Below are 24,205 nucleotides of genomic sequence, written 5' to 3'. Positions count from 1 at the left end.
TGGCCCTTCAGATCAGATGATTGCGCTTGGCGAAATCCCTCAGGTGGACGACGGATTTCACGTTGAGTTTTTCGATCAAGCGGGTCCTGTAAGTGCTGACCGTCTTGTGGCTCAGGTGCAGGCGCTCGGCGATTTCCTTGTTGGTAACCCCCCGGGCGAGCGCCTGGAATATGTTCAGCTCACGGTCCGAGAGCGTGTCGATCATCTGCTGCTCGTCGACTTGCACCTTGCTCAGATTCACCGTGCTGGTATCCAGCCGGGGGAAGTAAGTGTAGCCACTGAGCAGTGCTTGAACGGCTTTGCGCAGCTCCTGCAGGTCATTGGTTTTTTCGACGAAGCCCATGGCGCCAGCCCGAATGCAGCGTTCCATGTAAAACCGCGGCTCGTTGGCAGTGAACACCACCGCCCGCGTGGGGATGCGCTCACGCTGCAGGCGAAGGAGAAAGTCCAGCCCGCTGAGCCCTGGCATATTGAGGTCGAGCACCAGCAGAGAGGGCGCGTGCTGACGAACCATCTGCAGGCCCTCAACCCCGTTGGAGGCCTCCAGGATGGTCCGCAAGACCGTCCGGTTGTGGGTGTCCTTGAGGGCGCCAAGCATCATTTTCAGAGCGGCACGAATAACTGGATGATCATCGATGATCAACAGTGAGCTCATGGGTGGTTCCTAAGGTACACGGCGTGCGCCAACGCTGGCGCTACGGCTGCGCGACGACTATTGCACGAAGGGGAATGCCCGGACTACCTGTCAGATCTGACAGTTCCGACGAACGGTGGCCCGGATCAAGGCTGCTCAGGCACGCAAACTGTCGCGCTGCCAACTGTGTCCACGCTCGGACAGCGGTACGGGGGTATCGACCCGCAGCATCAGGCTTTCCAGGGTTTCCTGGTCGGGGAGACGGGCCTGGTGGAGCAGCACCTTGCGCGGTGCCACGGGCCCATGGGCGGGCAATCCAGCCTGCTCGGTATCGTAGATCAAGGCATGGCGGATCTGCAGGTTGTCCTGGCACAAACCCAGCGGGTCCAGCCCGCAAGCCGTGGCCAGGCTGGCACTGAGGATGACCAGGTCGAAGGGTTCGCAGCCGTACTCCACAACAGTGAGCAACTCTTCGAGCGCGTGCACGGGGGCGATCCGGTAGTAACCGAGCTGGTTCAGGCCACGTTCGATTTTCATGCGATGAAAGTGCTGCTCATCGGCGATCAGGATGCGTAAGGCTTTATTTGGCATGGTTGACTAACTCTGCAAAGACAGTGCGACCGGTCTTTAACCAGCCCTTTCAAGAGCCTGCAAGACTAAGGGCAATACCGCGACGTTTCTGTAGGACTATTCCTAAAGAAACAGTTCCATTCTCGATCAGGTTTTTTGTTGCGAGACCGCAGACACCTGCAGCCAGCGCAACAGATCGGGGCCACTCATGGGGCGGGCAAACAAATAACCCTGGGCCTGGGTGCAGCCCAGATCGAGCAACTGCTGGCGCTGCTCCCAGGTTTCCACCCCTTCGATCACCACCGACATGCCCAAGGCCTCCCCCAGGGCCAGGGTGCTGCTGATCACCGCCCGGCAACGTGGCTGATCCTCAAAGGTGCGGACAAACTCGGCGTCCAGCTTGATCTCGTTGAACGGTAACTGACACAGGCGCTGCAACGAGGAAAAGCCCGCGCCGAAGTCATCGATCGACAGCTGGCACCCCATCATGCGCAAGCGCACCAGGCTCTCCAGGCTGGTGGCCGGGGCTTCGAGCAGGCCACTTTCAGTCAGCTCGAACGTCAGCCTCGAGCCGGGTGTGCCCTGCAGCGCAAGAATGCCGCGGATGGTGGGCACCAGTTGCGGATTGGCCAGTTGCTGGGCGTGCAGGTTGAACGCCACGTTGAAGGCGAAGCCCTGCTCGCGCGCCTGGCGTTGCAGGGTCAGGGCCTGGTCAATCTGGGTAAAAAGCAGCGAGTCCAACAAGCCGGCACGCTCAAGTTCGGGCAGGAACGCCACGGGCGACAGCACGCCACGAAACGGGTGAAGCCAGCGCACCAGCACTTCCACGCCACGGACCGCACCGCTCAACAGGTCGACTTTCGGCTGGTAGTAGGGCTGGAGTTGACCATCCTGCAGGGCCTGGCGTACCTCGTTGGCACACGCCGGTGGGGGCGCAGGCTGCGGCGCCTGCTCTTCTCGGGGGCTGATCAAGTGTTTTTCCAGCAACTGGCCCAGCGCCTGTGGGTGCAAGGGTTTGCCGACATCACCCAGCAGCCTGAGCCCGGACAATGCGACGATCTGGCGCACTGCGCGGCGCAGGTCCGCCGACAGTGAACTGCTGATGATGATGGAGCCGACCAACCCTGACTGCCCCACCTGGCGGAAGAACTCCAGGCCATCCATGCCCTCCATGCACAGGTCGCACAGGGCGATGTCCACAGCCCCCACCTCCTCCAGGACCGCCAGTGCTTGCGCGCCATCGCTGGCCTGGAACACAGCCTCGCAGCCCAACTGCGTGAGCATTTTGACGGCTACGGCGCGTACAAAGGGGTGATCCTCGAGTACCAGAACCCTGATCGGCAGTATCATTTGGGCGGCCCGCTTCATGAAAAGTTGCCTGATTATCGCCGCCCGCTTCCCGAACTTAATTAGGAAACGTCCTAAAACTTGTAGGAAATTTCCCAGAGTTGCCCATTCCCCCATTCAAACCTGTGTAACCCCTTGCCCTTCAGCCCACCTGTTGTTCCAGGGTCTCGCCCAGGCGCTCCATGGCCTGCTGCAGGGCATCCACCGCCGCCGTCAGTTGCACCTCATTGCCCCCCTCGCAGGCCGCCTCGAGACGCTCACAACAGTGAATCAGGCCTTGCGCCTTGATGATCCGCGCCCCACCTTTGACCCGGTGGGCCAGGTCTGCCAAACCGTTGACATCATGGCGGGTGAACAACTTCAGTAGCCGCGACATGTCCTCTTCGTTGCTACTGGCCAGATCGCCCAGCAGGCTCCTGATCAATGCGCGGTCACCGCGGGTCAACTGTTCGAGGTTGTCCAGATCGATGGCATCGGTGGGTTCGCGACGCTCCTCGAGGGTCGGTACCGGCACGGTGTCCGGGGCCACGCTGGCCAGGCACGCGCTCAAGTCCCGCAGGCTGATGGGCTTGAACAGGCAGCCATCCATCCCTGCCTCGCGGCAGCGGACCTTTTCCTCCGGCTGCGCGTTGGCGGTAAAGCCCAGGATCAGACCGGGTTCGAGCCCCCTGGCGCGTTCTTCGGCGCGAATCGCCTGGGTCAATTCATAGCCGTTCATCAGTGGCATGTTGCAGTCGGTGATGACCACATCGAAATGCTGGCTACGCCAGACACACAAGCCGTGGGCGCCGTCCTGCGCCTCCTTGACCCGATGCCCCAGGTAAGTCAGTTGCTGGGACAACAACAGGCGATTGGCCGGGTAGTCATCAATCACCAGGATATTCAGCACCTGGCCCTGCGCCGCGGGCATTTGCTTGTCGTCAAGGCGGGCGGCCAGGGGCTCGAGAACCGGCAAGCGCAAGCTCACTTCAATCTGTGTGCCCTGGCCCAGCACGCTGGACAGGTGCAGGGTGCCGCCCATCATTTCGCACAGCGTGCGACTGATCATCAAGCCCAGGCCGGAGCCGCTGCGTGCCGGCTGCAGGTTGTTGCTGGCCTGGCTGAAGGGGTTGAACAGGCGTTGCTGGTCTGCCAGGCAGATCCCGCTGCCGGAATCTTCCACCCGGACGACCACCGTCAGCCCCTGGCTGTCACCGTCCGGGGTGACCTGCACACGCAGGCGCACCTGGCCCTGCTCAGTGAACTTGATGGCATTGCTCAGCAGGTTGGAAATGATCTGCTTGAAGCGCAGCGGGTCGATCAACACATCCTGATTGGCGGCGGCATCCACCTCCAGGTGCAGGTGCAATTGCTTCTGCCGGGCCAGGCCTTCGAAAATCCGAGCGCCCGACTCCACCAGGGCGCGCAAATTGGCGCGCTCGGGGGCCAGCGACAGGTGGCCGGACTCGATACGCGAGATGTCGAGGATGTCGCCAATCAACTCCAGCAGGCCCCGCGCGGCCCCTGAGGCCACCTCGACGGCAAAACGGTCCGTGATCCCCTGCTCGGCCTTTTTCATTGCCAGCTCAAGCATGCCGATCACCACATTCATCGGGGTGCGGATCTCGTGGCTCATGGTCGCCAGGAAGGTAGTCTTGGCCCGATTGGCCTCGTCCGCCTCGTCCTTGGCTTCGCGCAACTGCTCCAGCAACTGCTGGCGCTCGCTGACGTCGATCCAGCCCCCGATCATGCCGTTGACCCGGCCATCGCTGCCCCGGTAGGGCAACATCCAGTGATAGATGGTGCGCACATCCGTGGCCGACAGAGTCAGTTGCCGGTCGAGCACCCGCGGCAGCCCCTGCGCCATCACCTGCAGATATTCTTCGTGAAAAACCCTGGCCTCGACCACACTCTTGAGCTTGCCGGCGATCACAGTCTTGCCGACGACCGACTCGCGCTCAACCCCGAACACCTGCAGATAGGCATTGTTGCAAACCATCAGGCAGCCCTGGCGATCGCGCACATAGATCGGGTGCGGTGTGCCATCGATCAACACGCGCATGAACTCCAGTTGATCGCCAAGCGCCCGCTCGGCCTGCTCGCGTTTATGAATCAGGCGGCGCAGGTAGCCGATCCAGACCAGCGCCACCACCAACAGCAGGCCGGCAATGGCAAACCCCTGGATGATCGTCGAACGGTAGCGCTGCCAGTAACTGTCATCGACCACCACCTCGCTGCGCCAGCGATTGGTCAGTTCGTCCATTTCTTCCGGGGGGATGCTGAACATCGTTTTGTCCAGGATCGAATGCAGTTCCTGCGCCTCGCGCGCCGTGGCAAAAGCCATATAGGCCGCAGACGTGCCGACGGTGCTGGTGATCTGCAATTGATCGCGGTACTGCCAGGAAATCATGTAGCGCGCGGTGATCAGCGAGCTGACCGCAGCATCCACCTCGCCGCGGGTCACCATGGCCATGGCCTGCAGGGCATTGTCCGCCTCGCGCAAATGAATGCCCGGATAACGCGTGGCGATCATGTCCTTGACCGCGCTGCCCTGGGTCAGGACCAGGCGCCGACCGTCCAGTTCATCCAGGGTCGCCGCCGTATTGTCGGCCGTGCGGCTGACCAGCACGTAGGGGGTATTGAGATAAGGGCGGGTGAAACGCAGCTTGCCATCTCGCTCGGCACTGGGGGTCAGGGACACCAGCAGATCGGCCTGGCCCGACTCGATCCGCTGGACCAGCTCCGGCACCGCAAAACCTTGTTGAATGTCGAACTTCAAGCCGCTGCGCAGGCTGATCTTGGCCAGCAGATCGGCCGTTACCCCACGAAACTCACCCTCGCTGCTGTAGAACGACAGCGGTACAAAGCTGCTGTCGACGGCCACCCGCACCCGGGGATGAGCGTCCATCCAGCGCTGTTCGCTGGCCGTAAACTGCACTCGATTTTTCCCCGAGAGACTGGCGCTGCCGGCATGCCAGCGCCGCAGGATGGTCTGCCGTTCTTCCGCGGGAATAGCAGCCAATGCGGCATTGATGATGCGCAACAAGCGCGGGTTGTCCCGGGCCAGGGCGAAGGAAAAATCGTTGACCTCCATGCGCGAGAAATCGACCAACTGAACGTTGTTCAGGTAGTTTTTCAGAATCAGGTAGTTGGCACCGATGGCGTCGCCGATGTAGACATCCGCCTGGCCAAACGCGACCGCGCCGATCGCACTCAGGGTCGAGGGGTACAGTTGCAACTGCGCCTTGGGGTAGAACGCCTGCACCTGTTCGGGGGGCTGGTAGTAATAGACCATGGCCAAGCGCTTGCCCGCCAGGTCCGGCGTGACTTCACGGGGCGCATCGATACGGCTGACCAGGGTCGGCTGGTCGTCGGCATAGGCATTGGACAGCACCACCTGCGGATCGGCTACCTCAAAGCCGTTGGAGGTGCCGAGAAAATCGATCTGGTGCGCCTTGAGTGCCGCGATCACGTCACCCCGCGAGCCGTAGCTGCGGACGTTGACCTCGACTCCCAGTAACTGCCCGAGCAACTGCGCATAGTCGGCGGTGATGCCTTCAAAATCGCGGCCATTGCTGGTGATGCCAAAGGGTGGGTACTCCGGCTCCGATGCCCCGAGCACCAGCGTGCCCTGGCTGCGTAACCAGCGCCGGTCGCTGTCGTCGAGATCGACCTGATACCCCTCGACCGTGGAGCGCCCCAGCAGCTTGTAGGTCAACGGCTCGGCCGCCAGTACAGCGCTGGCGAACACGACAAGCACGACGCCAAGGGCGCCCAGGTACCTTCCCATGGACCTCATCTACAGCAGGTTATTACGTTTGGCGAAGGCCGCCAGGTACACCACCGACTTGACGTTGAGTTTCTCGATCAGGCGGGTCTTGTAGGTGCTCACGGTCTTGTTGCTCAGCAGCATTGCCTCGGCGATCTGCTTGTTGCTCAAGCCGTTGGACAGTTGCTGGAGAATGCTCAGCTCCCGGTCGGTCAGGCTCTGGATCAGTTCCAACTCGCTGGTCTGGCCGTCGCTGCGGCGTACCGAACTGTCCGCCAGGTTGGGGAAAAACGTGTAGCCGTGCATCACCGCGGCAAGGGCCTTGCGCAGTTCGTCGACGTCATCGGTCTTGCACAGGTAGCCGGCGGCGCCCGCTTTCATGCAGCGCATGGCATAGAACTGCGGGGCCTGGGAGGTCAGCACGAGGATTCTAATCGGCAGGCGCAGGGCGCTGATCCGGCTGATGACCTCCAGGCCGTCCAGCTTGGGCATGGCGATGTCCAGCAGCACCAGGTCGGGCGAGTGCTCGCGCGCCAGTTGCACGGCATCGGCACCGTTGCCCGCCTCGGCCACCACGGCAAACTGCTCTTGCTCCAGCAGCACCCTGACTGAAGACCGAATGAACGGGTGATCGTCCACGATCAATGCCTTGTACATGGGACCCCTGCAGACCAAGCAAAACGCCATGATATCCCGTCTGGCCGCAACATTCCCCGCCCAGTGCACGGGGCGGCCCCATTACTCGGTGGTGCTCGGGCTCCAGAAGGCTTGTTGCACCAGCGGTGACAGGCTCAAGCGCGCCACCAGGGCGTCCAGTTCGTCGCCGTCTACCGAGGTGGTGGCCAGGGTCGCTTCGATTTCCACTTCATCGCTGCCAAAGGCATGCACGTCGACATCGCTGGCCGGGTAGTTGCTGCGTTCCAGCTCGGCTTCGAGCAGGGCAAATACAGCTTTTTGCCGGGAGCGTTGGGCGATGACGTAGACGATGTTGGTCACTTCGGCCGAAACCACGTCCAGTGGCTGACGATTGATGTTATTGACGATCGGCCGCAGCAAGGTGTTCGCCGCCAGCACGAACAAGGTGCCCAGCAGCGCTTCGAGCACCAGGTCGGCACCGGCACAGGCGCCGACTGCCGCCGAAGCCCAGAGCGTCGCGGCGGTATTCAGCCCGCGGACATTGCCCTCTTCACGCATGATCACCCCAGCACCGAGAAAGCCGATCCCGGAGACCACATAGGCCACCACGCGCACGGCCCCCTCGGCGCCGGCCAGGCGGTTGGCCATGTCGACAAATATGGCCGCGCCGACGGCCACCAGCACGTTGGTGCGAAGACCCGCCGTGCGTTGGCGGTACTGGCGCTCGAAGCCGATCAACCCTCCCAGGATGAAGGCGGCGCTGAGGCTGACCAGGGTGTCGACCAGTGAGTCGAGATTGATGTTGTTGAGTGCTTGCATAGGTAGATTTCCTGACTGGGTTGCCAAGTGCAGGAAGACCATCAAGCCGGTACGACCGAACGCTGCCCCGGTAAAAACCAGGACAGGGGGGACGCGCCGGACAAAAGACTGGCACGTCGACAGCCGGTCATGTCCACCCCAGGTGGCCAGCACAGGCTGTTCAGTGTCGATGAGAGGGGTGTCGCACGACGGCCAGGACTGGCCGTGATCGGAGGAAACCGCTGCTCGCTGTTTATCGGCGAGACAACGGCACAAGCGGGTTGCGCGTTATCTTGCCGAGACGGTGCCGGTTGTCGTAACCGGCCGACGACTGTCGCTCGAACAAATACCCACTGTGGGTCTCCGTATTGGATGAAAACGCGCGCAGCTTACGCCTCGCGTTGAGCAGGGTAAACCTTGAATCTGGATGTTGCGGGGGGGCGTTCAGTCGCGGTTCAGACTGAGGGCGGGATGACCCACCCCCGCGCTAACCGCTGTGCTCAGGACGCCTGGGTGTCAGGCTTGTGCGCGACAAACCGCATCATCCACTCGGCCACGGTGCTGCCGTGGTGGTCCTGGGCCAGGCTGGCCACGCCTTGCTGGTAGATCTGCTCGCCAAGAAACTGCTGGCGAATGTCCAGCAACGCCCGCGAGTAGTCGTGGATGAACTCGGGGTGGCCCTGGAAACACAACACCTGGTCGTTGATGTGATACGCGGCATAGGGGCAGAAATCGCTGGAAGCGATCACTGTGGCATTCGCCGGCAGCGCGGTGACCTGGTCCTGGTGGCTGATCAGCAACGTCAACTCCTCGCGCACCGGGCTCATCCAGGGGGCCTTGGCCGCCATTTTGTAGTTGTGGGTACCCACGCCCCAGCCCTGGCTTGCGCGCTCGCTCTTGCCCCCCAGTAGCAGCGCCAGCAATTGATGGCCGAAGCACACGCCCAGCAGTTTGTCGCCGCGCTCATAGCGCGTCAGCAGGTAAGTCCTGAGGGTTTCGATCCAGGGATCGGTACCGAACGAATCGGCCTTGCTGCCGGTGACCAGGTAGGCGTCGAATGTCAGGTCATCGCTGGGGTACTCGCCCTGCATCACGTTGTACACGGTGAACTCGGCGGCGATCGGTTGCTGGGAAAACAGGCGCTGGAACATCTGCCCGTAACCCTGGTATTGATCGACCAGTTCTGGACGCAGGATGTCGGTTTCCAGAATGCAGATGCGTAGCGACATAAAAAATACCTGACACGATGATGGGAATATTTGACACCCCAGAGCCTGCCTTGAAACCCCCTGGCAAGGCAAGCCCCGAGATGCACCCTCAACGCTTCAGAACAGCTCACCCTTGGCCGCTTTTTCCAGCAACAGCGCCGGCGGCGCAAAGCGCTCACCGTACTGTTCGGCAAGGTAGCGGGCACGGGCAACAAAATCCTTGACCCCGTACTGGTTGATGAACTGCAGGGCCCCGCCCGTCCATGGGGCAAAGCCGATGCCGAAAATCGAACCGATGTTGGCGTCGGCGGTCGACATCAGCACGCCCTCTTCCACACAGCGCACGGTCTCGATGGCCTGCACAAACAACAGGCGATCGCGCACGTCCTGTGGCGAAATCTGCCCGTCAGCCCGCTCGAAACGGGTTTTCAGCTGCGCCCACAGGTGTTTTGGTGCGCCGGCCGGGTAGTCGTAGAAACCACCGCCAGCGGCCTTGCCCGCCCGCTTGTACTCGTTGAGTAACTGGTCGATCACGGCAAACGCCGGATGCTCTGGCAGTGGCTTGCCTTCGGCTTGCAGGTCCTTGGCCGTCTGCTGGCGGATATGGCTCATCAGGCTCAGGGAGACCTCGTCGGAGATCGCCAGGGGCCCAATCGGCATCCCGGCCTTGCGGGCTTCGGTTTCGATCATCGGCGCGGCGATACCTTCGCCAAGCATGGCAATGCCTTCGTGGGTGAAGGTGCCAAATACCCGCGAAGTGAAGAAGCCCCGGCTGTCGTTGACCACAATCGGGGTTTTGTTGATTTGCAGGACAAAATCGAACCCCCGGGCCAGGGTTTCATCGCGGGTGTGGGCACCCTTGATGATTTCCACCAGGGGCATTTTTTCCACCGGACTGAAGAAGTGCAGGCCGATGAATTTGCCCTGGTCCGGCACTGCCCGCGCCAGGCCGCCGATGGGCAGGGTCGAGGTGTTGGAGGCGATCACCGCGTCGGCACCGACCACTGCCTGGGCGGCCGCCGAGACCCGGGCCTTGAGTTCGCGATCTTCGAATACGGCTTCGATCACCAGGTCGCAACCGGCCAGGTCGGCATCCTGTTCGGTGGGCGTGATCCGCGCCAGCGTGGCGTCGCGTTGCTCGGCGCTCAACTGGCCGCGGGCGACCTTCTGCTCAAGCAACGTCGCCGAGTGGGCCTTGCCCTTCTCGGCCGCTGCCAGGTTGATGTCCTTGAGCACCACCTCGATGCCCGCCACCGCACTGACGTAGGCGATACCGGCGCCCATCATGCCCGCACCCAGCACCCCGACCTTGCGCGTCTGGTACGGCGCCCCCCCCCCTGGCCGCGAACCGCCGGCATTGATCTGATTGAGCTGGAACCAGAAGGTGCCGATCATGTTCTTCGCCACCTGGCCGGTGGTGAGTTCGGTGAAGTAACGGGTTTCGATCAGCTGTGCCGTGGCGAAATCCACCTGGGCGCCCTCGACAGCCGCACAGAGGATCTTCTCCGGCGCCGGCAGGCAACCCTGGGTTTTGCTACGCAGGATCGACGGGGCGATGGCCAGCATCTGTGCAACCTTGGGATGGGCCGGCGTACCACCGGGGATCTGGTACCCCTTGACGTCCCAGCGCTGCACCGCCGCCGGATTGGCCAGGATCCAGGCCCGGGCCTTGGCCAGCAAGTCCGCATGATCCAGCGCCAACTCATCGATCAGCCCGGCTTGCAGTGCTTGCTGGGCGCGGACTTTCTTGCCTTCGAGCAGGTACGGCAAGGCTTTCTCCAGGCCCAGCAGGCGCACCATGCGCACCACCCCGCCACCGCCCGGCAACAGGCCGAGGGTCACTTCCGGCAGGCCGATCTGCACCGCACTGTGGTCCAGGGCAACCCGGTGGTGACAGGCCAGGCAGATTTCCCAGCCACCGCCCAACGCCGCGCCGTTGATCGCCGCGACCACCGGTTTACCCAGGGTCTCCAGGCTGCGCAGCTGGCTTTTGAGCTCCAGGACCATGGCGTAGAACGCCTTGGCCTCGGGCTTGCCGACCTTGATCAGTTCGTTGAGGTCGCCACCGGCAAAAAAGGTTTTCTTGGCTGAGGTGAGGATGACCCCGGCGATGCTGTCCTGCTCGGCGAGCAGCCGCGCGACACAGGCGGCCATGGCCTCGCGGTACCGCGCATTCATGGTGTTGGCGCTCTGGCCCGGCATATCCATGGTCAGGATCACGATCCGGTCCTGACCTTTTTCGTAACGAATGGCATCAGTCATGAACATGTTTCCTTGAAGTCAGGGGCTCAGAGGCGTTCGATGATGGTGGCGATACCCATGCCGCCACCGACACAGAGCGTGGCCAGGCCATAACGCTGCTGACGCGCTTCCAGTTCATCGAGCAACGTGCCGAGAATCGCGCAGCCGGTAGCGCCCAGCGGGTGGCCCATGGCAATCGAGCCGCCGTTGACGTTGACCCTGGCGGGATCGATGGCCATGTCCTTGATGAACTTGAGCACCACCGAGGCAAAGGCTTCGTTGACCTCGAACAGGTCGATGTCTTCGACCCGCAGCCCGGCCTTGGCCAGGGCCTTGCGGGTCGCCGGGGCGGGGCCGGTGAGCATGATGGTCGGGTCGGTGCTGGTGACTGCGGTGGCGACGATCCGCGCCCGTGGCTGCAGGCCCAGCGCCTTGCCCTTGGCTTCGGAGCCGATCAGCATCAACGCCGCCCCATCGACGATTCCGGAACTGTTGCCCGGGGTATGCACGTGGCGGATCCGCTCCACGTGGCTGTAGACCCGCAATGCGGTGGCGTCGAAGCCCATCTGCCCGATCATCTCGAAGCTCGGTTTGAGTTTGCCCAGGCCTTCGAGGGTGGTGTCGGCGCGGATGAATTCGTCCTGTTCAAGCAGCACGATGCCGTTCTGGTCCAGCACCGGGACCAATGACTTGTTGAACGCGCCTGCGGCACGTGCCCGGGCGGCCTTGAGTTGTGACTGCAGGGCGAACGTGTCGACCTCCTCGCGACTGAAACCTTCGAGCGTGGCAATCAGGTCGGCGCCCACGCCTTGCGGGGTGAAGTGAGTGTGCAGGTTGGTTTGCGGGTCCAGCGCCCAGGCGCCGCCGTCGCTGCCCATCGGCACCCGCGACATGGATTCGACACCGCCGACCACCACCAGGTCTTCGAATCCGGAGCGCACTTTCATCGCCCCCAGGTTCACCGCCTCCAGGCCCGAGGCGCAGAAGCGGTTGATCTGTACGCCGGCGACGCTGACATCCCAATCGGCCACCAGCGCGGCGGTCTTGGCGAGGTCGGCGCCTTGGTCGCCCACCGGCGTCACACACCCGAGCACGATGTCATCGACCTGGCTGGTGTCGAGCTCGGTCCGTTGCTGCAGCGCCCTCAGCAGGCCCGCCAGCAGGTTCACCGGCTTGACGCTGTGCAAGGCACCATCGGCCTTGCCGCGGCCACGGGGCGTGCGTATCGCATCGAAAATCAAAGCTTGGGTCATGACATCCTCGTACTGCCGGGCAGGTAAAAGATCAATGAGTGTCCACCTTAGGCTGCGGGGCGAAGGATTCAATGACCGATACGCTCAACGGCCTTGACGCTCACGCTCAGACGAACGGTAGTCAGCTATCGGGTTAACCGTTTCAGGTCAGCGAACTGTCTAGCAAAAGGGCGGCAAAGCAGCTGGCAATAAGCCTCATGCCTTTTTAGATGTTTTTGATGATGAGCTGATATGAAATGGATCTAAGTCATAGCCCGCGCGGCCCCTAAGGTAAAGCTTACGAGGTTGTCGTCGGGTTTTGCCGAGGCGCCCGTTAGCTGGACCCTACAGCGCTTTGCCGATGGACATTTGCAGGCAAGCATTCGACGCTCAGGAAATAACAAAAAAGGCGGTCAGCCATGTTCAAACAATCGAAAGTGCGGCAAGCCGGGCTCATTCTATTCGCCACCACCCTGCTGTTGATTCTGCCCAACCTGACCAAGGTGATTGGCTGATCCAGCGCCAAGGGTTTGCGGCACCTTACTGTTCGGACTCGTGTGCGTGTGCCAACCTTGGCGGCATGACCACTACCGGATGGCAATGACGTGAAAGCCTTGATTCTGCTTGGAGCCCTGCTACTCGGCTCGCCCTTACATGCCGCACAGCTGGCGCTCGACCTGGGCCCTGACAGCCGCACCTGGCAGACCGAGGAACTGTTGCACCATCCGCAGTCGCAAACCATCCGTGTTGCTGACGACGTTTCCTATAAGCGCGACATGGACTATCGCGCGGTGCCACTGGCGGCGCTGCTGACGGGCGTCAAGGCCGAGCACCACCTGCAGGCCGTGGCCCTGGATGGATTTGCCGCCGAACTGGCGGCGGCTCCCTTGCTCACGACACAGGGCGCCCAGGCCTGGCTGGCCATTGAAGACCCGGCGCACCCCTGGCCGGCGCTGGCCCCCGGCAAACCGAGCGCCGGTCCGTTCTACCTGGTGTGGACCCACCCCCAGGCCGCTGGGATCAGCCCGGAACAATGGCCTTTCCAGGTGGCGACCATCAAGCGCCTGGCCGCCGTCGCCGAGCGCTTCCCGGCCCTGCTGCCGGACCCAGCCCTCCCCGCCCATGACCCGGTCAACCGGGGCTTTGCCCTGTTCCAGAAAAACTGCCTGGCCTGCCACCGCCTCAACGGCGCGGGTGACGCGCAGTTCGGACCGGACCTGAACATCCCCTTCAGCCCTACCGAGTATTTTGGCGCGCCGTTTCTCGAGCGTTATATCCGCGACCCGCAAAGCCTGCGCCAATGGCCTCAGGCGAAGATGCCGGGGTTCTCCCAGGCGGTGTTGCCAGATGAGGCGTTGACGCAGTTGGTGGCGTATTTGCGGCACATGGCAGGGCGCAAGGTGAAGCCCTGACAGATGGGCCCATCGCGAGCAAGCTCGCTCCCACATTGGCTCTTGGGGTGATCAAAAGTCCTGGTGGGAGCGAGTCGGGCGGCGTTCCGTCTGATCGCGATGGGCTACCGCCGCCTACTGCTGCTGCACCGACATCACCGGGGCCGGCAGTGGCGAGACGAACACCTTGGCGTGCATCTGTTCAAAGCCACCACCACGGCGCATGCCGCGTACCGGACAGGCGTCGAGGTAGTCCAGGCCCACCGCCAGCTTCAGGTGGCGCTCGGGACGGGCCAGTTGGTTGGTCACGTCAAAACTGTACCAGGCGTCGTCCAGCCACGCTTCGGCCCACGCATGGCTGGCCAGGTGCTCGCTGTTTTCGCTGTACAGGTAGCCCGACACATAACGCGCCGGAATCCCCAGGCTGCGGGCACAGGCAATGAAGCTGTGGGCGTGGTCCTGACAGACCCCGGCACGGCCGGCGAAGGCTTGCGCGGCGCTGGTTTGCACTTCGGTGGCGCCCGGGGTGTAGGTGATGTACTGGTTCAGGCCATGCATCAGGTCGATCAGCGCGCTGCGGTCGCGACGCTGTTGACACTGCTGTGCGGCGAAGGCTTGCAGGGCCTCGTCGGCCTCGGTCAGGCGGGTGAAGCGCAGGAATGGCAGGGCCGATTGGCTCTCGTGCTCGGCCTCGCGCAACTCATCGATGTCCACCTGCCCTCGCGCCCCGATGATGATGGCATCGTGGGGCTCATCCAGGGTCAGCACATGCAGGATGTTGCCGAACGGGTCGAGCTGTGCACGCACCGGCCGCGGCAACTCCAGCTGCCAACTGAGTACGTGCTGGCGCTCGCTGTCGTGGGGGGTCAACCGCACATACTGGATGCTCGCCCGCACCTGATCCTCGTAGTGATAGGTGGTCTCGTGGCTTATGGAAAGTCTCATGCAGCCTCCAGGTAGGAACTGTGTATGGCGTTGCCCAGCTGGCGTACCAGCGGGATGAACTCGGTCAACCAGGCATGCAGGCCTTCGTCGAGGATTTCCTGGATACCGGTGTAGCGCAGACGCGCGTCTATTTCGGCCGCCAGGCGCTGGGCCGGACGGCCATTGGCGCCCGGCAACTGGGCGAGTATCTGGTCGATTTCCTCGGTGCAGGCGCGCAACGAACGGGGGACATCGGCGCGCAGCAGCAACAGTTCGGCGACCTGCCGGGCACCGGGCGCGTCGCGGTAGATTTCGGTGTAGGCCTCGAATGACGACAAGGCCCGCAACAACGCACTCCACTGGTAATAAGCGTGGGCGGTGCCATCGCTGACCGCCTCGCCCTGGTCGCCGGCCATTTCGTAGCGTGCATCCAGCAGACGCAAGGTGTTGTCGGCGCGCTCGATGAAGGTGCCCAGGCGAATGAAGCGAAACGCATCGTTGCGCATGATGGTGCCGTAGGAAGCCCCGCGAAACAGATGGGAGCGCTCCTTGATCCACTCGCAAAACCGGCTCATGCCATAACGCCCCAGGCCCTGCTCGGCAATGCCGCGAATTTCCAGCCAGGTGGCGTTGATGTTTTCCCACATGTCGGCGGTGATCCGGCCACGCACCGCATGGGCGCTGGCTCGCGCGGCCCCGAGGCAGCTGTAGATACTGGCCGGGTTGGCGGCATCCAGGGCGAAGAAGTGCAACAGGCGCTCAGCGTGCAACGCGCCATGGCGCTCCAGGTAGTCATCCAGCGTGCCGGTGATCAGCAAGGGCATCGCCAGTTCGTGCAGGCCATCGCCGCGGCCATCCTGTGGCATCAGCGACAGCGAATAACTGATGTCGAGCATCCGCGCGAGGTTTTCCGCCCGCTCCAGGTAACGCGACATCCAATACAGATCCGAGGCAGTTCTACTCAACATGGCAAGCTTCCTTTAATCCTCGACAACCCAGGTGTCCTTGGTACCGCCACCCTGGGAGGAATTGACCACCAGGGAGCCCTCGCGCAGGGCGACGCGGGTCAGGCCACCGGGCACCACCCGGGTTTCACGGCCCGACAACACGAACGGACGCAGGTCGATGTGCCGCGGGGCGATGCCGTTCTCGACGAAGGTCGGACAGGTCGACAGGGATAACGTCGGCTGGGCGATATAGGCATGGGGCTTGGCCTTGATTCGCGCACGGAACTGTTCGATCTCGGCCGCCGTCGCCGCCGGCCCGACCAACATCCCGTAGCCGCCGGAGCCCTGGGTTTCCTTGACCACCAGCTCGGGCAGGTTGGCCAACACGTGGGACAGCTCTGCCGGATTGCGACACTGCCAGGTCGGCACGTTTTTCAGGATCGGCTCCTCGTCAAGGTAGAAACGGATCATCTCGGTGACGAACGGATACACCGACTTGTCATCCGCCACGCCGGTGCCAATGGCGTTGGCCAACACCACATTGCCGCTGCGATAGGAGGCCAGCAGGCCAGGAACCCCGAGCATCGAGTCCGGGTTGAACGCCAGCGGGTCGAGGAAGGCGTCGTCGAGCCGTCGGTAGATCACATCGACGGCCTTGGGGCCATCGGTGGTGCGCATGAAGACTTTGTCGTCACGCACGAACAGGTCCGCACCTTCCACCAGCTCCACGCCCATTTCCCGGGCCAGGAAAGCGTGCTCGAAGAACGCACTGTTGAAGCGTCCCGGCGTCAGCACCACCACGCTGGGGTTATCGAGGGGGCTGGAGCTTTTGAGGGTGTCGAGCAGCAGGTTGGGGTAGTGATCGATGGGCGCGATGCGCTGGGCCGCGAACAGCTCGGGGAACAGGCGCATCATCATCTTGCGGTCTTCGAGCATGTAGCTCACCCCGCTGGGGGTGCGCAGGTTGTCCTCCAGCACGTAGTAACTGCCGTCGCCATCGCGCACCAGGTCGACCCCGGAGATGTGCGAATAGATGTCGCGGTGCAGGTCCAGGCCCTGCATGGCCAGTTGGTACTGTTCGTTCGCCAGCACCTGCTCGGCCGGAATGATGCCGGCCTTGATGATGCGCTGCTCGTGATAGAGGTCGGCGAGGAACATGTTCAACGCCTTGACCCGCTGGATGCAGCCGCGCTCGACGATCCGCCACTCGCTGGCAGGGATGCTGCGCGGAATGGTGTCGAAGGGTATCAGGCGTTCGGTGCCCTGCTCGTCGCCATAGAGGGTGAACGTTATCCCGGCGCGATGAAACAACAGATCGGCCTCGCGTCGGCGTTGAGCCAGCAGCTCGTCAGGCGTTTCCGCCAGCCAACGGGCGAATTCTCGATAATGCGCGCGGACCTGGCCGCTGGCATCGTACATCTCATCAAAATAGGTGCGGATCATGCCGTACTCCTTGTCACCCGGACACCTTGGCTTCGCAAGGCCCGTGCCAGCGGCATAAACCCTTTAATATCAATCAGTTGGTTTATCACCCCGAAGGCTTTGCACCAATCCCGTGCAGCAAACACCCCCGCCTGATCGTCCGCGCTTCATTGCGAAGCAATGCTTATGGCTATTAGCAGCATAGCCATAGTTCATTTCACCGCCCGCCCGGGCTCGCGGATAATTGGCCCATCACGCAGCAAGCGGCACTGCTCGCTTGCTGGCTACCCCTCTTCCCTTTAGGCCACCTGCTCAGGTGGCTTTTTTTTGCCTGGCGTTTGCTCCGGCCCAAATGAAAACGGCCGACCCCAAGGGTCAGCCGTCGCTGAGTGTTGTCGCTCTTCATAGTGTTATGCGAGTTGCCCTCGTACCTCCTGCTTGACGCCCCAACCTTCGATGATTCCCCCCAAAGGCTCGACCACCGCCTCGAAGTCCTGTTCAAAATCGCCGATGCCGCCATAGGTGGCGTACATCACCTTGCTCAGCTCCAGGTACCAGGCCCCGTCGTCGCGCACACTGATCTGTGCATTCAAGGACTCACCGCGAAACTGCCCTGCCGCCCTGCGTGCCCCCTCCTCGTCGGGGAAAATGGCGTAGAACTCGATGGGATGGAACCTTGAAAAATCAAAACCGCCTTCTTTCATGCGGCGCAGCACGCTGCTGCTGATGTCTTCTTGATAGGCTGTGCTCATGAAACGTCCTCCTACTTCCAATGGATAGACTTTCCGTACTCCCCGCGCCTGCAACCGAATGGTGCAGGCGCTACGGCAATCAGATTGCCGCCGGGAAACAAGCATGTAGCTGACAAGACCAGACCTTAGCGATCCATTCGCTGATCTCGCTTGCAGAGTAGCCCCAACTCGGAGCGCGTGCCAAGGCCTGGTTACAGAAGGGTTTATGGGATCGGGGAGATGCTGAGGATTTGAATGCTGTTCTGATCTTTGAGGCTCTTGAGCGTTGGGTCGTCAGTGCGACCTTCCAGGTCATTGAGATCCAGCTCGGCCGAGACCGGGAGAAGTTTGGCACGAATCAATTGCGCAGCCTTTTCCATGTCAGGTTCGTACTCGCAGTCGAAGCGTTCGACGCTTTGCACACCATGATCATCCACAAAGGTGACTTCCCACTTTTGCATCGGTGCCTCCTCGATAAAACCCGTAAATGGGCTTACTCCCATCTCGACCCAGGCCTTCGGGCATTCGTTCCCTGTCCCCCGAAGATTGGCCCGTGCAGGTAACTAATTACCACCCCGCACGCCACGACAACTTCACTCTAACGCTGCGCAGCGCCCACACTGAACTGGCAACGAGCGCACGGCACATTAAACCCAACAACTGTTTTTTTGAACAACCGACTTCAAGGAGAGAAGCATGTTTGAAACAGGAAAGGAATACGTCACCACGGTTTCCAGCGTCATCAAGTATGGCGCTGTGCTGGTGATGTCGGCAGAGGGCGACAAAGGCGTATTAAGGTACGGCGCCCTGAAGAGCGGCGGTGTATTCCCGGAACATGAAACCGAGGACACGCTGACCAAAGAGCAGATCCGCACCTACATCAAAGAGCTGGATGTCATCCGAGTCAAAGTACTGCATACCCGTGCACCCGGCTGGCCAGACCTGCCGGCCCCCGTGGCCGACCTGGCGTTTTCAGGCTGGTTTTAACCGGCGACTGGCAACAGGGCTGGCATGGCCAACCCTGTTGTTGCGATGCCCTGGAATCGGTGCTTACTTCTCGGCACGTTCCTTGAGGGCCTTGAGGGTATTGAAGGGTGCATCGACCACAAACTTGTTGGCGACCATCGCCGGGACACTGCCACCTGGCTCGGTGTGCACTTGATAGATCACTTCGACCTGATCGCCCTTGGGCACAAACTTCCAGAAGCCTTTGACCTCGGTCACCCGGACATACCCCTTTTCTTCCGGAATGTAGTTCGGCAGGCCTTCCAGGTTGCGGGTCAGGCTGCCATCGGCACCCACGACCGTGGTGATATGCAGCACCGAATCACGCGCAGTCACCGGCCATGGGGTATTGAACTGGCTGTAGGTCCAGCTCTGGTCACCTTCGTGCTTGAGCAACTTCTGGCTCTTGCACTCGTGGATCCAGGCACAGGCCCCGACCACGTCGTCCTGCAGCGCCCGCAGTTTGGCGACAGTGGTCTTCATCAGGGTAACGCCCTGATAGGACTTGTAATCGGAGCCCGACACTTCACTCAGGGAGATCTTGATCCCGTCTTCGTTCTTGACAACTTTCCAGTCTTCGGCCTGAACCATCGTGCAGGCCATTAAAGTGCTCAGTCCACACAACACAGCGATACGATGCAGCGAACCCATAGTCTTGTTCCTTATTGTTGACGTTCCGTTCGTTGAACACACTACGCCGCGGTCATTTTCTCCCACCAGCCGATCAACGTGATGGCTTGTTCCTGGCTGCTGCCGCAGACCTCGATATCGGCCTGAAACGCACCGCAGACGGCAGGACGCTCGGGCTGGCCGAAGAGACTGCACAGATTATCGGCAGACAGTTGCACACAACGTTCGCCCGCGGGCTTGCCATGGGGCATGCCGGGAATCGGTGTACTAATGGAAGGGGCAATGCAGCAGGCGCCACAGCCTTCTCGGCATTTCATGACGACAAGCTCCTCGGGAGTGTGGAAGGACGGGGACTAGAGTACCCGCTTAAACAGCCGTTTGAAATTGGCCATAAAGGGGTTTTTCGCGCAAATACGCGTGACTGATCAGTCTTGCGACAAAGCGTCAGGCCGCTGGGTCACACCTGCCGTCGGGTTTTACTGAATGAACTGGAATTCCAGGGCTGCGCCTTCGACTTCACGGCGTTCTTCATTGCGCAGCTGCAATTGCATTTCGTTGGAAATCAGCCGGCCATTGAGTTGGAACTTGCTTTCTTCCTTGGGTTTTTCGCCAAACAACGGCGGCAGCAAGGGGGCGCGCTTGACGATCGGGACCGTGCCAATGGGTTGCAGCTGGCGGACCATTTCCGGTGGCAGGCTCAGGTCGATATTGGTGGACGGCAGCTCGGTGGTGCGCACCACGTCGCTGGCGGGCTTGGATTTTGCGGCAATCGGCGGGCGCGGCTTGCGCGGCACCGGTTTTTTCGCGGCGCCCGGTGTTTTCACGGGCGCGACTTTTTTGACCGGCGTGGTCGTTGCCACCTTGGTCGTTGACGTACTGGAAACCGCTTTATCCGGGGTCGCCGCCGCCATCGCGCTCCCCCAATTGAACACACTCAGCAGGCAGACCAACACCAGACCAGCAGGAAAAATCGCTTTCATAACCCCTACAGCACTCACGGTAGAGGGCCATATGCTCGCCTGTTGCAGGGGCGCTGACAAGCGCCCATCTCGATCAGCCCCGCCGGCGCCTCAAAATCCGCTGGCAGTTTCTTGGCACAGCTGGGTCGCGAGCATGCCCAGGGTCATCAATGCACGCTCGGCTTCACGGTTCCAGGGGATGCCGCAATTCAAGCGAATGCAGTGGTTGAACTGCTCGGTGTTACTGAAAATCAGTCCCGGGGCGATGCTGATCCCCTGCTGCAGGGCCCGCACGTGCAGTTCCTGGGTATTGACCCGTCCCGGCAAACTGACCCACAGAATAAATCCGCCCGTGGGCCGGGTCATCTGGGTGCCTTCGGGGAAATACTGCTGCACTGCCAGCTGGAACGCACTGAGGTTCTTGCGATACTCCTGGCGAATGTAGCGCAGGTGTCGATCGTAACCGCCGTTCTCCAGATAGGCCGCGATCCCCATCTGGGTCACGCTGCAGGCCGAATGGGTACTGAAGGTCTGCAGGCGCTGGATTTCCTGCTGGTACTTGCCGGCGATCATCCAGCCGATACGCACCCCGGGTGACAGGGTCTTGGAAAAACTCGAGCAGTAGATCACTCGATCCAGACGGTCATAGGCCTTGAGGGACTTGGTGCGCCCCTGCTCGAACATGAGTTCGCCGTAGATATCGTCTTCGACCACCTGGATATCAAAGTCCGAGGCCAGGCGCAGCAGTTGTTTCTGCCGCTCTTCCGGCATGGTGCCGCCCAGGGGGTTGCTCAGGCGTGTGGTCAGCACCAGGGCCTTGATCGACCACTGGTTGGCGGCCAGTTGCAAGGCTTCCAGGCTCATGCCGGTGGAGGGATCGCTGGGAATCTCGATGACTTTGAGGCCGAGCAGATCGGCCAGTTGCAACAGGCCGTAATAGGTTGGCGACTCCGCTGCAATCAAGTCACCGGGACGGGTCAGCACCCGCAAGGACATCTGCAGGGCGTCGACACAGCCGTGAGTGATCACCACTTCGGATGGATCGACCACCACCCCGGCATCGCGCATGCGAATCGCCACCTGGCGGCGCAGGGGCTCGAAACCGGGACTGAACATGTAGCTGAACGCCCGTGGGCTGTGAAAGCGCGTGACCTTGGCCAATTGTTGATGCAGCGCCCGCACCGGCAGATAGTCGACACTGGGCACCGCGGCGCCCAGCGGGAACACCCCTTCACGGCGTGATTCCACCAGTACTTGCTGGATGATGCTGCTGCGGGTCACCAGGCCAGGGCGCTCGACCCGGGCGATATCCGGGGTTGGCGCGGTCAGGGCCGGGGTCTGGTGGACGTAGTAGCCCGACTGCGGACGGGCGCGAATCAGGCCCTGGTCTTCCAGATTGGCATAGGCCTGGAGCACCGTCGCATGGCTGACATTGAGCTGCGAGCTCATCTTGCGTACCGAAGGCACACGCTCGCCAGGCTGATAGACGCCGCGTCGGATATCCTCAGCCAGTTGCTGAGCGATACGTTGATAGAGCAAAAGATTGGTCATGACGCAGCACTCGATTTCACGGGCATTTTATTCTTGTATGAAACTATACCGGCACAGTTTAGAAGTGTACGGGGACAGTTGCCACAATAGTCGACCGTACAGCCCAGTGTCAGTAAAAACTGTACTGTTTTGTGCGCCGATTGGCAGGCCAAAAAAAACCCGGCACCTCTACAGGTGCCGGGCTTTCCAGTAACGCTGACCTTAGCGGGCAGCGCCGAGCTGGCCTTTTTCGTCGGAGAACACAATTTCCACCCGGCGATTCTGCGCCCGTCCTCGCTCGGAAGCGTTGGCCTCTACCGGGTATTCGTCGCCATAACCTTCGACTTGAATACGTTTGTCGTCAACTCCCAGGTCCATCAGCATGTCGGCCACCGCTTGGGCGCGGTCCCGGGACAGTTTGCGGTTTTCCTGCTTGCCGCCCGTGCTGTCGGTGTAACCCTCGATGCGCACGACGCGCTTGGGGTTGAGCTGCAGGAACTGGACAATTTTCAGCACCGTGCGGTTGGCCGAATTCTTGAGCTCCGCCTCGCCGGTGTCGAACAGCACATCGCCCAGGGTCATCACCAGGCCGCGATCGGTCTGGGTGGTTGCCAGGCTGATGATCTGCTCTTCCAGCCATTTGCCCTGTTGCTGCACGCTGAGCAACTTGGCCTCGCGCAGCGCCAGTTGCAGGCGTTGGCGCTCCAATTCCAGCTTGGCGGCGCGCTCTTCGTTGAGCACTTTCTCGCTATGTTGCCGGGCGATCTCACTGTAACGCTGGCTCAGGTACGCGTAGTGCTGCACATCGGCACCGCTGCCCCAGTAGCTAGACAGGCGATCGGCCCGGGCCAGGGACTCACCGGCACGGATCACGTCCTTGGGCGCAATGCGCAATACGTTGGAGTCTTCCTTGACCTTCTGGAAGTCGTTGTAGGCTTGTTGCAGAGCCACATCGCTGTGTTGGCCCGCACACCCGTACAGGCTGGCCAGCAGCAGGCCGCCGAGGACGCCATTCGTAAGCTTCATTGGGCGTCTCCCAACTGCTTGCGCAAACGCGCAATGCGAGTGTTGAGGACGTTCAGTTGCTCCTGGCTTTTAAGCGTCAGGACTTTGGCTTCGGCCAGGCGCGCATCCAGCTCGGCCTGCTCGGCCTGCACGCGGGCATCCTTGAATGACTGGTCGGCCATGTCGGCCTTGGCCTGGGTATATTTGCCTTCAGCCAGCTTCAGCTCCGGCACTTCCTCGGCTGTGGCGCCTACCGCGGTCGCCTGTTCCAGGGCCTGCCCGGTCAAACGCATTTGTTCATTCGGCGCCGGATCGGCTGCACAACCCGCCAGAGCCGTGACGGCCAGGGCAGCGAAAAGAGGTCGAATAGTCACTAAAAATCCCTACTGTTTTGGGGTGCTGACGGGCTGCTTCAATTGTGCCTTCCAGCGCTCCAGATTGCGCTGTAGCACGGCCTCAGTCAGACCGGACGCGGGCAATTCTGTCATCTTTTTGGCTAACTGTCCGCGTAACCATGGATCGTTGCACGCCGAGTTGTGGGAAATAGCCAGGAACAGCCCAGGTTTATCTACCGGTTGTACGTAAGCCTGCACGTCGTTGGCGATACTCAGGGTCTGCGCCATGGCCATCCCGGCGTAGCGCCCAGCCAACACAAACTCCACTTCACCCAGCAGCAATTTCTGAAACGCCTGGGTCAGGTTCGGCGTACTGACCAGGGTCAGTTGCGCTTGAGCGAAGGCCTCGAAATCCTGGGTCAGCCGTGCCTGCTGCGATATCGCGCCAACATGCCCGCTCAAATCCTTGGCCTCGCTGTAGTCCAGCGTCGAACCGTTGCGGGTCCATACCAGGTAGTCATTGTGGGTCAGCGCCGGGTGAATGTAGTCCAGCGCCTCCAACTGTCGGGTCGCCAGCGAAGCGTCCGCCAACATGTCGATGCGCCCGCTGCGCACCTCCTCCAGCGCCTGGGAGCGCTTACCGGCATAGCGCAACTCGACCTTGAGCCCCAACTCCCCCGCCACCTGCTGCAGCAAGTCGGCATTGGCGCCGATCAGGTGCACGGGGTCCTGCGGGTCTTGCCACAGATAGGGCGGCGCATCGGGGCTGCCGGTCACCACCAGGCGTTCGCACTTGCCGGCAGCGTTCGATACAAGGGGCAACAACGCCAGGCCGAGGAACATCGACCAAAGGCTCAAGCGACGCAAATCCATGGCGTATTTCTCCACTCTCAACTCGCGGACAATAAAAAG

23 protein-coding genes are annotated in these 24,205 nt (G+C 61.7%); 2 read left to right on the top strand and 21 right to left on the bottom strand.

What is annotated here, in order from left to right; translation table 11 throughout:
• Positions 1–7: 7 nt before the first annotated feature.
• From AACY45_RS08650 to AACY45_RS08610, 9 genes are all read right to left on the bottom strand, one after another.
• Entirely contained in the window at positions 8–655 is a 648-nt protein-coding gene (locus AACY45_RS08650; RefSeq protein WP_339545072.1) for a response regulator transcription factor, read from the bottom strand.
• Between the two features lie 135 nt (positions 656–790).
• Complete coding sequence (locus AACY45_RS08645) at positions 791–1,225, bottom strand: response regulator (protein ID WP_339545071.1); 435 nt, start codon at positions 1,223–1,225, stop codon at positions 791–793.
• A gap of 126 nt (positions 1,226–1,351) precedes the next feature.
• Positions 1,352–2,572: an EAL domain-containing response regulator gene (locus tag AACY45_RS08640; protein ID WP_339545070.1), complete on the bottom strand. Its 1,221-nt coding sequence runs from the start codon at positions 2,570–2,572 to the stop codon at positions 1,352–1,354.
• Between the two features lie 121 nt (positions 2,573–2,693).
• Positions 2,694–6,320, bottom strand: coding sequence for a transporter substrate-binding domain-containing protein (locus AACY45_RS08635; protein ID WP_339545069.1), 3,627 nt, complete (start codon positions 6,318–6,320; stop codon positions 2,694–2,696).
• Positions 6,321–6,329: 9 nt separating this feature from the next.
• Positions 6,330–6,956, bottom strand: coding sequence for a response regulator transcription factor (locus tag AACY45_RS08630; RefSeq protein WP_339545068.1), 627 nt, complete (start codon positions 6,954–6,956; stop codon positions 6,330–6,332).
• A gap of 81 nt (positions 6,957–7,037) precedes the next feature.
• Entirely contained in the window at positions 7,038–7,754 is a 717-nt protein-coding gene (locus tag AACY45_RS08625) for an MgtC/SapB family protein (protein ID WP_339545066.1), read from the bottom strand.
• Between the two features lie 479 nt (positions 7,755–8,233).
• A complete protein-coding gene (locus AACY45_RS08620) occupies positions 8,234–8,962 on the bottom strand; it encodes an amidotransferase (RefSeq protein ID WP_339545065.1) in 729 nt (242 codons plus the stop codon).
• Positions 8,963–9,058: 96 nt separating this feature from the next.
• The gene (locus tag AACY45_RS08615; protein ID WP_339545064.1) at positions 9,059–11,203 is read right to left on the bottom strand and encodes a 3-hydroxyacyl-CoA dehydrogenase NAD-binding domain-containing protein; all 2,145 of its coding nucleotides are present in this window, start codon (positions 11,201–11,203) and stop codon (positions 9,059–9,061) included.
• A 26-nt stretch (positions 11,204–11,229) separates the two neighbouring features.
• A complete protein-coding gene (locus AACY45_RS08610) occupies positions 11,230–12,435 on the bottom strand; it encodes an acetyl-CoA C-acetyltransferase (protein WP_339545063.1) in 1,206 nt (401 codons plus the stop codon).
• Positions 12,436–13,019: 584 nt separating this feature from the next.
• Between AACY45_RS08610 and AACY45_RS08605 the strand changes: the two genes are divergently transcribed.
• Positions 13,020–13,826 carry a c-type cytochrome gene (locus tag AACY45_RS08605; protein ID WP_339545062.1) on the top strand — a complete coding sequence of 269 codons (807 nt, stop codon included), beginning with the start codon at positions 13,020–13,022 and terminating at the stop codon, positions 13,824–13,826.
• 114 nt (positions 13,827–13,940) lie between these two features.
• Here AACY45_RS08605 and AACY45_RS08600 read toward each other — a convergent pair whose 3' ends face one another.
• The 5 genes from AACY45_RS08600 to AACY45_RS08580 form a co-directional block, all read right to left on the bottom strand.
• Entirely contained in the window at positions 13,941–14,750 is an 810-nt protein-coding gene (locus AACY45_RS08600) for a transglutaminase family protein (protein WP_339545061.1), read from the bottom strand.
• Complete coding sequence (locus tag AACY45_RS08595; RefSeq protein ID WP_339545060.1) at positions 14,747–15,697, bottom strand: alpha-E domain-containing protein; 951 nt, start codon at positions 15,695–15,697, stop codon at positions 14,747–14,749. Before AACY45_RS08595 ends, AACY45_RS08600 begins: the two co-directional genes overlap by 4 nt.
• 12 nt (positions 15,698–15,709) lie before the next feature.
• Positions 15,710–17,119 carry a circularly permuted type 2 ATP-grasp protein gene (locus tag AACY45_RS08590; protein ID WP_339545059.1) on the bottom strand — a complete coding sequence of 470 codons (1,410 nt, stop codon included), beginning with the start codon at positions 17,117–17,119 and terminating at the stop codon, positions 15,710–15,712.
• A gap of 389 nt (positions 17,120–17,508) precedes the next feature.
• The gene (locus tag AACY45_RS08585; protein ID WP_095167696.1) at positions 17,509–17,850 is read right to left on the bottom strand and encodes a ribonuclease E inhibitor RraB; all 342 of its coding nucleotides are present in this window, start codon (positions 17,848–17,850) and stop codon (positions 17,509–17,511) included.
• Between the two features lie 203 nt (positions 17,851–18,053).
• Positions 18,054–18,290 (bottom strand): hypothetical protein, encoded by a 237-nt coding sequence (locus AACY45_RS08580; protein ID WP_339545058.1) that lies wholly within the window; start codon positions 18,288–18,290, stop codon positions 18,054–18,056.
• Between the two features lie 235 nt (positions 18,291–18,525).
• Between AACY45_RS08580 and AACY45_RS08575 the strand changes: the two genes are divergently transcribed.
• Complete coding sequence (locus AACY45_RS08575) at positions 18,526–18,816, top strand: hypothetical protein (RefSeq protein WP_339545056.1); 291 nt, start codon at positions 18,526–18,528, stop codon at positions 18,814–18,816.
• 63 nt (positions 18,817–18,879) lie between these two features.
• Here AACY45_RS08575 and AACY45_RS08570 read toward each other — a convergent pair whose 3' ends face one another.
• The 7 genes from AACY45_RS08570 to AACY45_RS08540 form a co-directional block, all read right to left on the bottom strand.
• Entirely contained in the window at positions 18,880–19,485 is a 606-nt protein-coding gene (locus AACY45_RS08570; RefSeq protein WP_339545055.1) for an START domain-containing protein, read from the bottom strand.
• Between the two features lie 41 nt (positions 19,486–19,526).
• Positions 19,527–19,781: a YkgJ family cysteine cluster protein gene (locus tag AACY45_RS08565; RefSeq protein ID WP_339545054.1), complete on the bottom strand. Its 255-nt coding sequence runs from the start codon at positions 19,779–19,781 to the stop codon at positions 19,527–19,529.
• Between the two features lie 159 nt (positions 19,782–19,940).
• Entirely contained in the window at positions 19,941–20,444 is a 504-nt protein-coding gene (locus AACY45_RS08560; RefSeq protein WP_339545053.1) for a translation initiation factor 2, read from the bottom strand.
• A 90-nt stretch (positions 20,445–20,534) separates the two neighbouring features.
• Complete coding sequence (locus tag AACY45_RS08555; protein ID WP_095167681.1) at positions 20,535–21,974, bottom strand: aminotransferase-like domain-containing protein; 1,440 nt, start codon at positions 21,972–21,974, stop codon at positions 20,535–20,537.
• Between the two features lie 201 nt (positions 21,975–22,175).
• Complete coding sequence (locus tag AACY45_RS08550; protein ID WP_339545052.1) at positions 22,176–22,979, bottom strand: OmpA family protein; 804 nt, start codon at positions 22,977–22,979, stop codon at positions 22,176–22,178.
• Positions 22,976–23,332 carry a DUF4398 domain-containing protein gene (locus AACY45_RS08545; RefSeq protein ID WP_095167678.1) on the bottom strand — a complete coding sequence of 119 codons (357 nt, stop codon included), beginning with the start codon at positions 23,330–23,332 and terminating at the stop codon, positions 22,976–22,978. Before AACY45_RS08545 ends, AACY45_RS08550 begins: the two co-directional genes overlap by 4 nt.
• A 9-nt stretch (positions 23,333–23,341) precedes the next feature.
• Entirely contained in the window at positions 23,342–24,166 is an 825-nt protein-coding gene (locus tag AACY45_RS08540) for a substrate-binding periplasmic protein (RefSeq protein ID WP_339545050.1), read from the bottom strand.
• Positions 24,167–24,205: the final 39 nt, after the last annotated feature.

The sequence above is a fragment of the Pseudomonas sp. RA_35y_Pfl2_P32 genome (genome assembly GCF_963970735.1).
Taxonomy (GTDB): domain Bacteria; phylum Pseudomonadota; class Gammaproteobacteria; order Pseudomonadales; family Pseudomonadaceae; genus Aquipseudomonas.
The sequence above is the reverse complement of the archived record's forward strand: the minus strand, read 5'-3'. Positions and strand labels throughout refer to the sequence as shown.

Bases quoted from the DNA above. Each gene is read 5' to 3' on its own strand.
- AACY45_RS08600 (WP_339545061.1), bottom strand. From the start codon at position 14,750: ATGAGACTTTCCATAAGCCACGAGACCACCTATCACTACGAGGATCAG.
- AACY45_RS08565 (WP_339545054.1), bottom strand. From the start codon at position 19,781: ATGAAATGCCGAGAAGGCTGTGGCGCCTGCTGCATTGCCCCTTCCATT.
- AACY45_RS08615 (WP_339545064.1), bottom strand. From the start codon at position 11,203: ATGACTGATGCCATTCGTTACGAAAAAGGTCAGGACCGGATCGTGATC.
- AACY45_RS08645 (WP_339545071.1), bottom strand. From the start codon at position 1,225: ATGCCAAATAAAGCCTTACGCATCCTGATCGCCGATGAGCAGCACTTT.
- AACY45_RS08585 (WP_095167696.1), bottom strand. From the start codon at position 17,850: ATGAGCACAGCCTATCAAGAAGACATCAGCAGCAGCGTGCTGCGCCGC.
- AACY45_RS08620 (WP_339545065.1), bottom strand. From the start codon at position 8,962: ATGTCGCTACGCATCTGCATTCTGGAAACCGACATCCTGCGTCCAGAA.
- AACY45_RS08560 (WP_339545053.1), bottom strand. From the start codon at position 20,444: ATGAAAGCGATTTTTCCTGCTGGTCTGGTGTTGGTCTGCCTGCTGAGT.
- AACY45_RS08610 (WP_339545063.1), bottom strand. From the start codon at position 12,435: ATGACCCAAGCTTTGATTTTCGATGCGATACGCACGCCCCGTGGCCGC.
- AACY45_RS08625 (WP_339545066.1), bottom strand. From the start codon at position 7,754: ATGCAAGCACTCAACAACATCAATCTCGACTCACTGGTCGACACCCTG.
- AACY45_RS08595 (WP_339545060.1), bottom strand. From the start codon at position 15,697: ATGTTGAGTAGAACTGCCTCGGATCTGTATTGGATGTCGCGTTACCTG.
- AACY45_RS08555 (WP_095167681.1), bottom strand. From the start codon at position 21,974: ATGACCAATCTTTTGCTCTATCAACGTATCGCTCAGCAACTGGCTGAG.
- AACY45_RS08540 (WP_339545050.1), bottom strand. From the start codon at position 24,166: ATGGATTTGCGTCGCTTGAGCCTTTGGTCGATGTTCCTCGGCCTGGCG.
- AACY45_RS08550 (WP_339545052.1), bottom strand. From the start codon at position 22,979: ATGAAGCTTACGAATGGCGTCCTCGGCGGCCTGCTGCTGGCCAGCCTG.
- AACY45_RS08570 (WP_339545055.1), bottom strand. From the start codon at position 19,485: ATGGGTTCGCTGCATCGTATCGCTGTGTTGTGTGGACTGAGCACTTTA.
- AACY45_RS08635 (WP_339545069.1), bottom strand. From the start codon at position 6,320: ATGGGAAGGTACCTGGGCGCCCTTGGCGTCGTGCTTGTCGTGTTCGCC.
- AACY45_RS08590 (WP_339545059.1), bottom strand. From the start codon at position 17,119: ATGATCCGCACCTATTTTGATGAGATGTACGATGCCAGCGGCCAGGTC.
- AACY45_RS08575 (WP_339545056.1), top strand. From the start codon at position 18,526: ATGTTTGAAACAGGAAAGGAATACGTCACCACGGTTTCCAGCGTCATC.
- AACY45_RS08580 (WP_339545058.1), bottom strand. From the start codon at position 18,290: ATGCAAAAGTGGGAAGTCACCTTTGTGGATGATCATGGTGTGCAAAGC.
- AACY45_RS08630 (WP_339545068.1), bottom strand. From the start codon at position 6,956: ATGTACAAGGCATTGATCGTGGACGATCACCCGTTCATTCGGTCTTCA.
- AACY45_RS08650 (WP_339545072.1), bottom strand. From the start codon at position 655: ATGAGCTCACTGTTGATCATCGATGATCATCCAGTTATTCGTGCCGCT.
- AACY45_RS08640 (WP_339545070.1), bottom strand. From the start codon at position 2,572: ATGAAGCGGGCCGCCCAAATGATACTGCCGATCAGGGTTCTGGTACTC.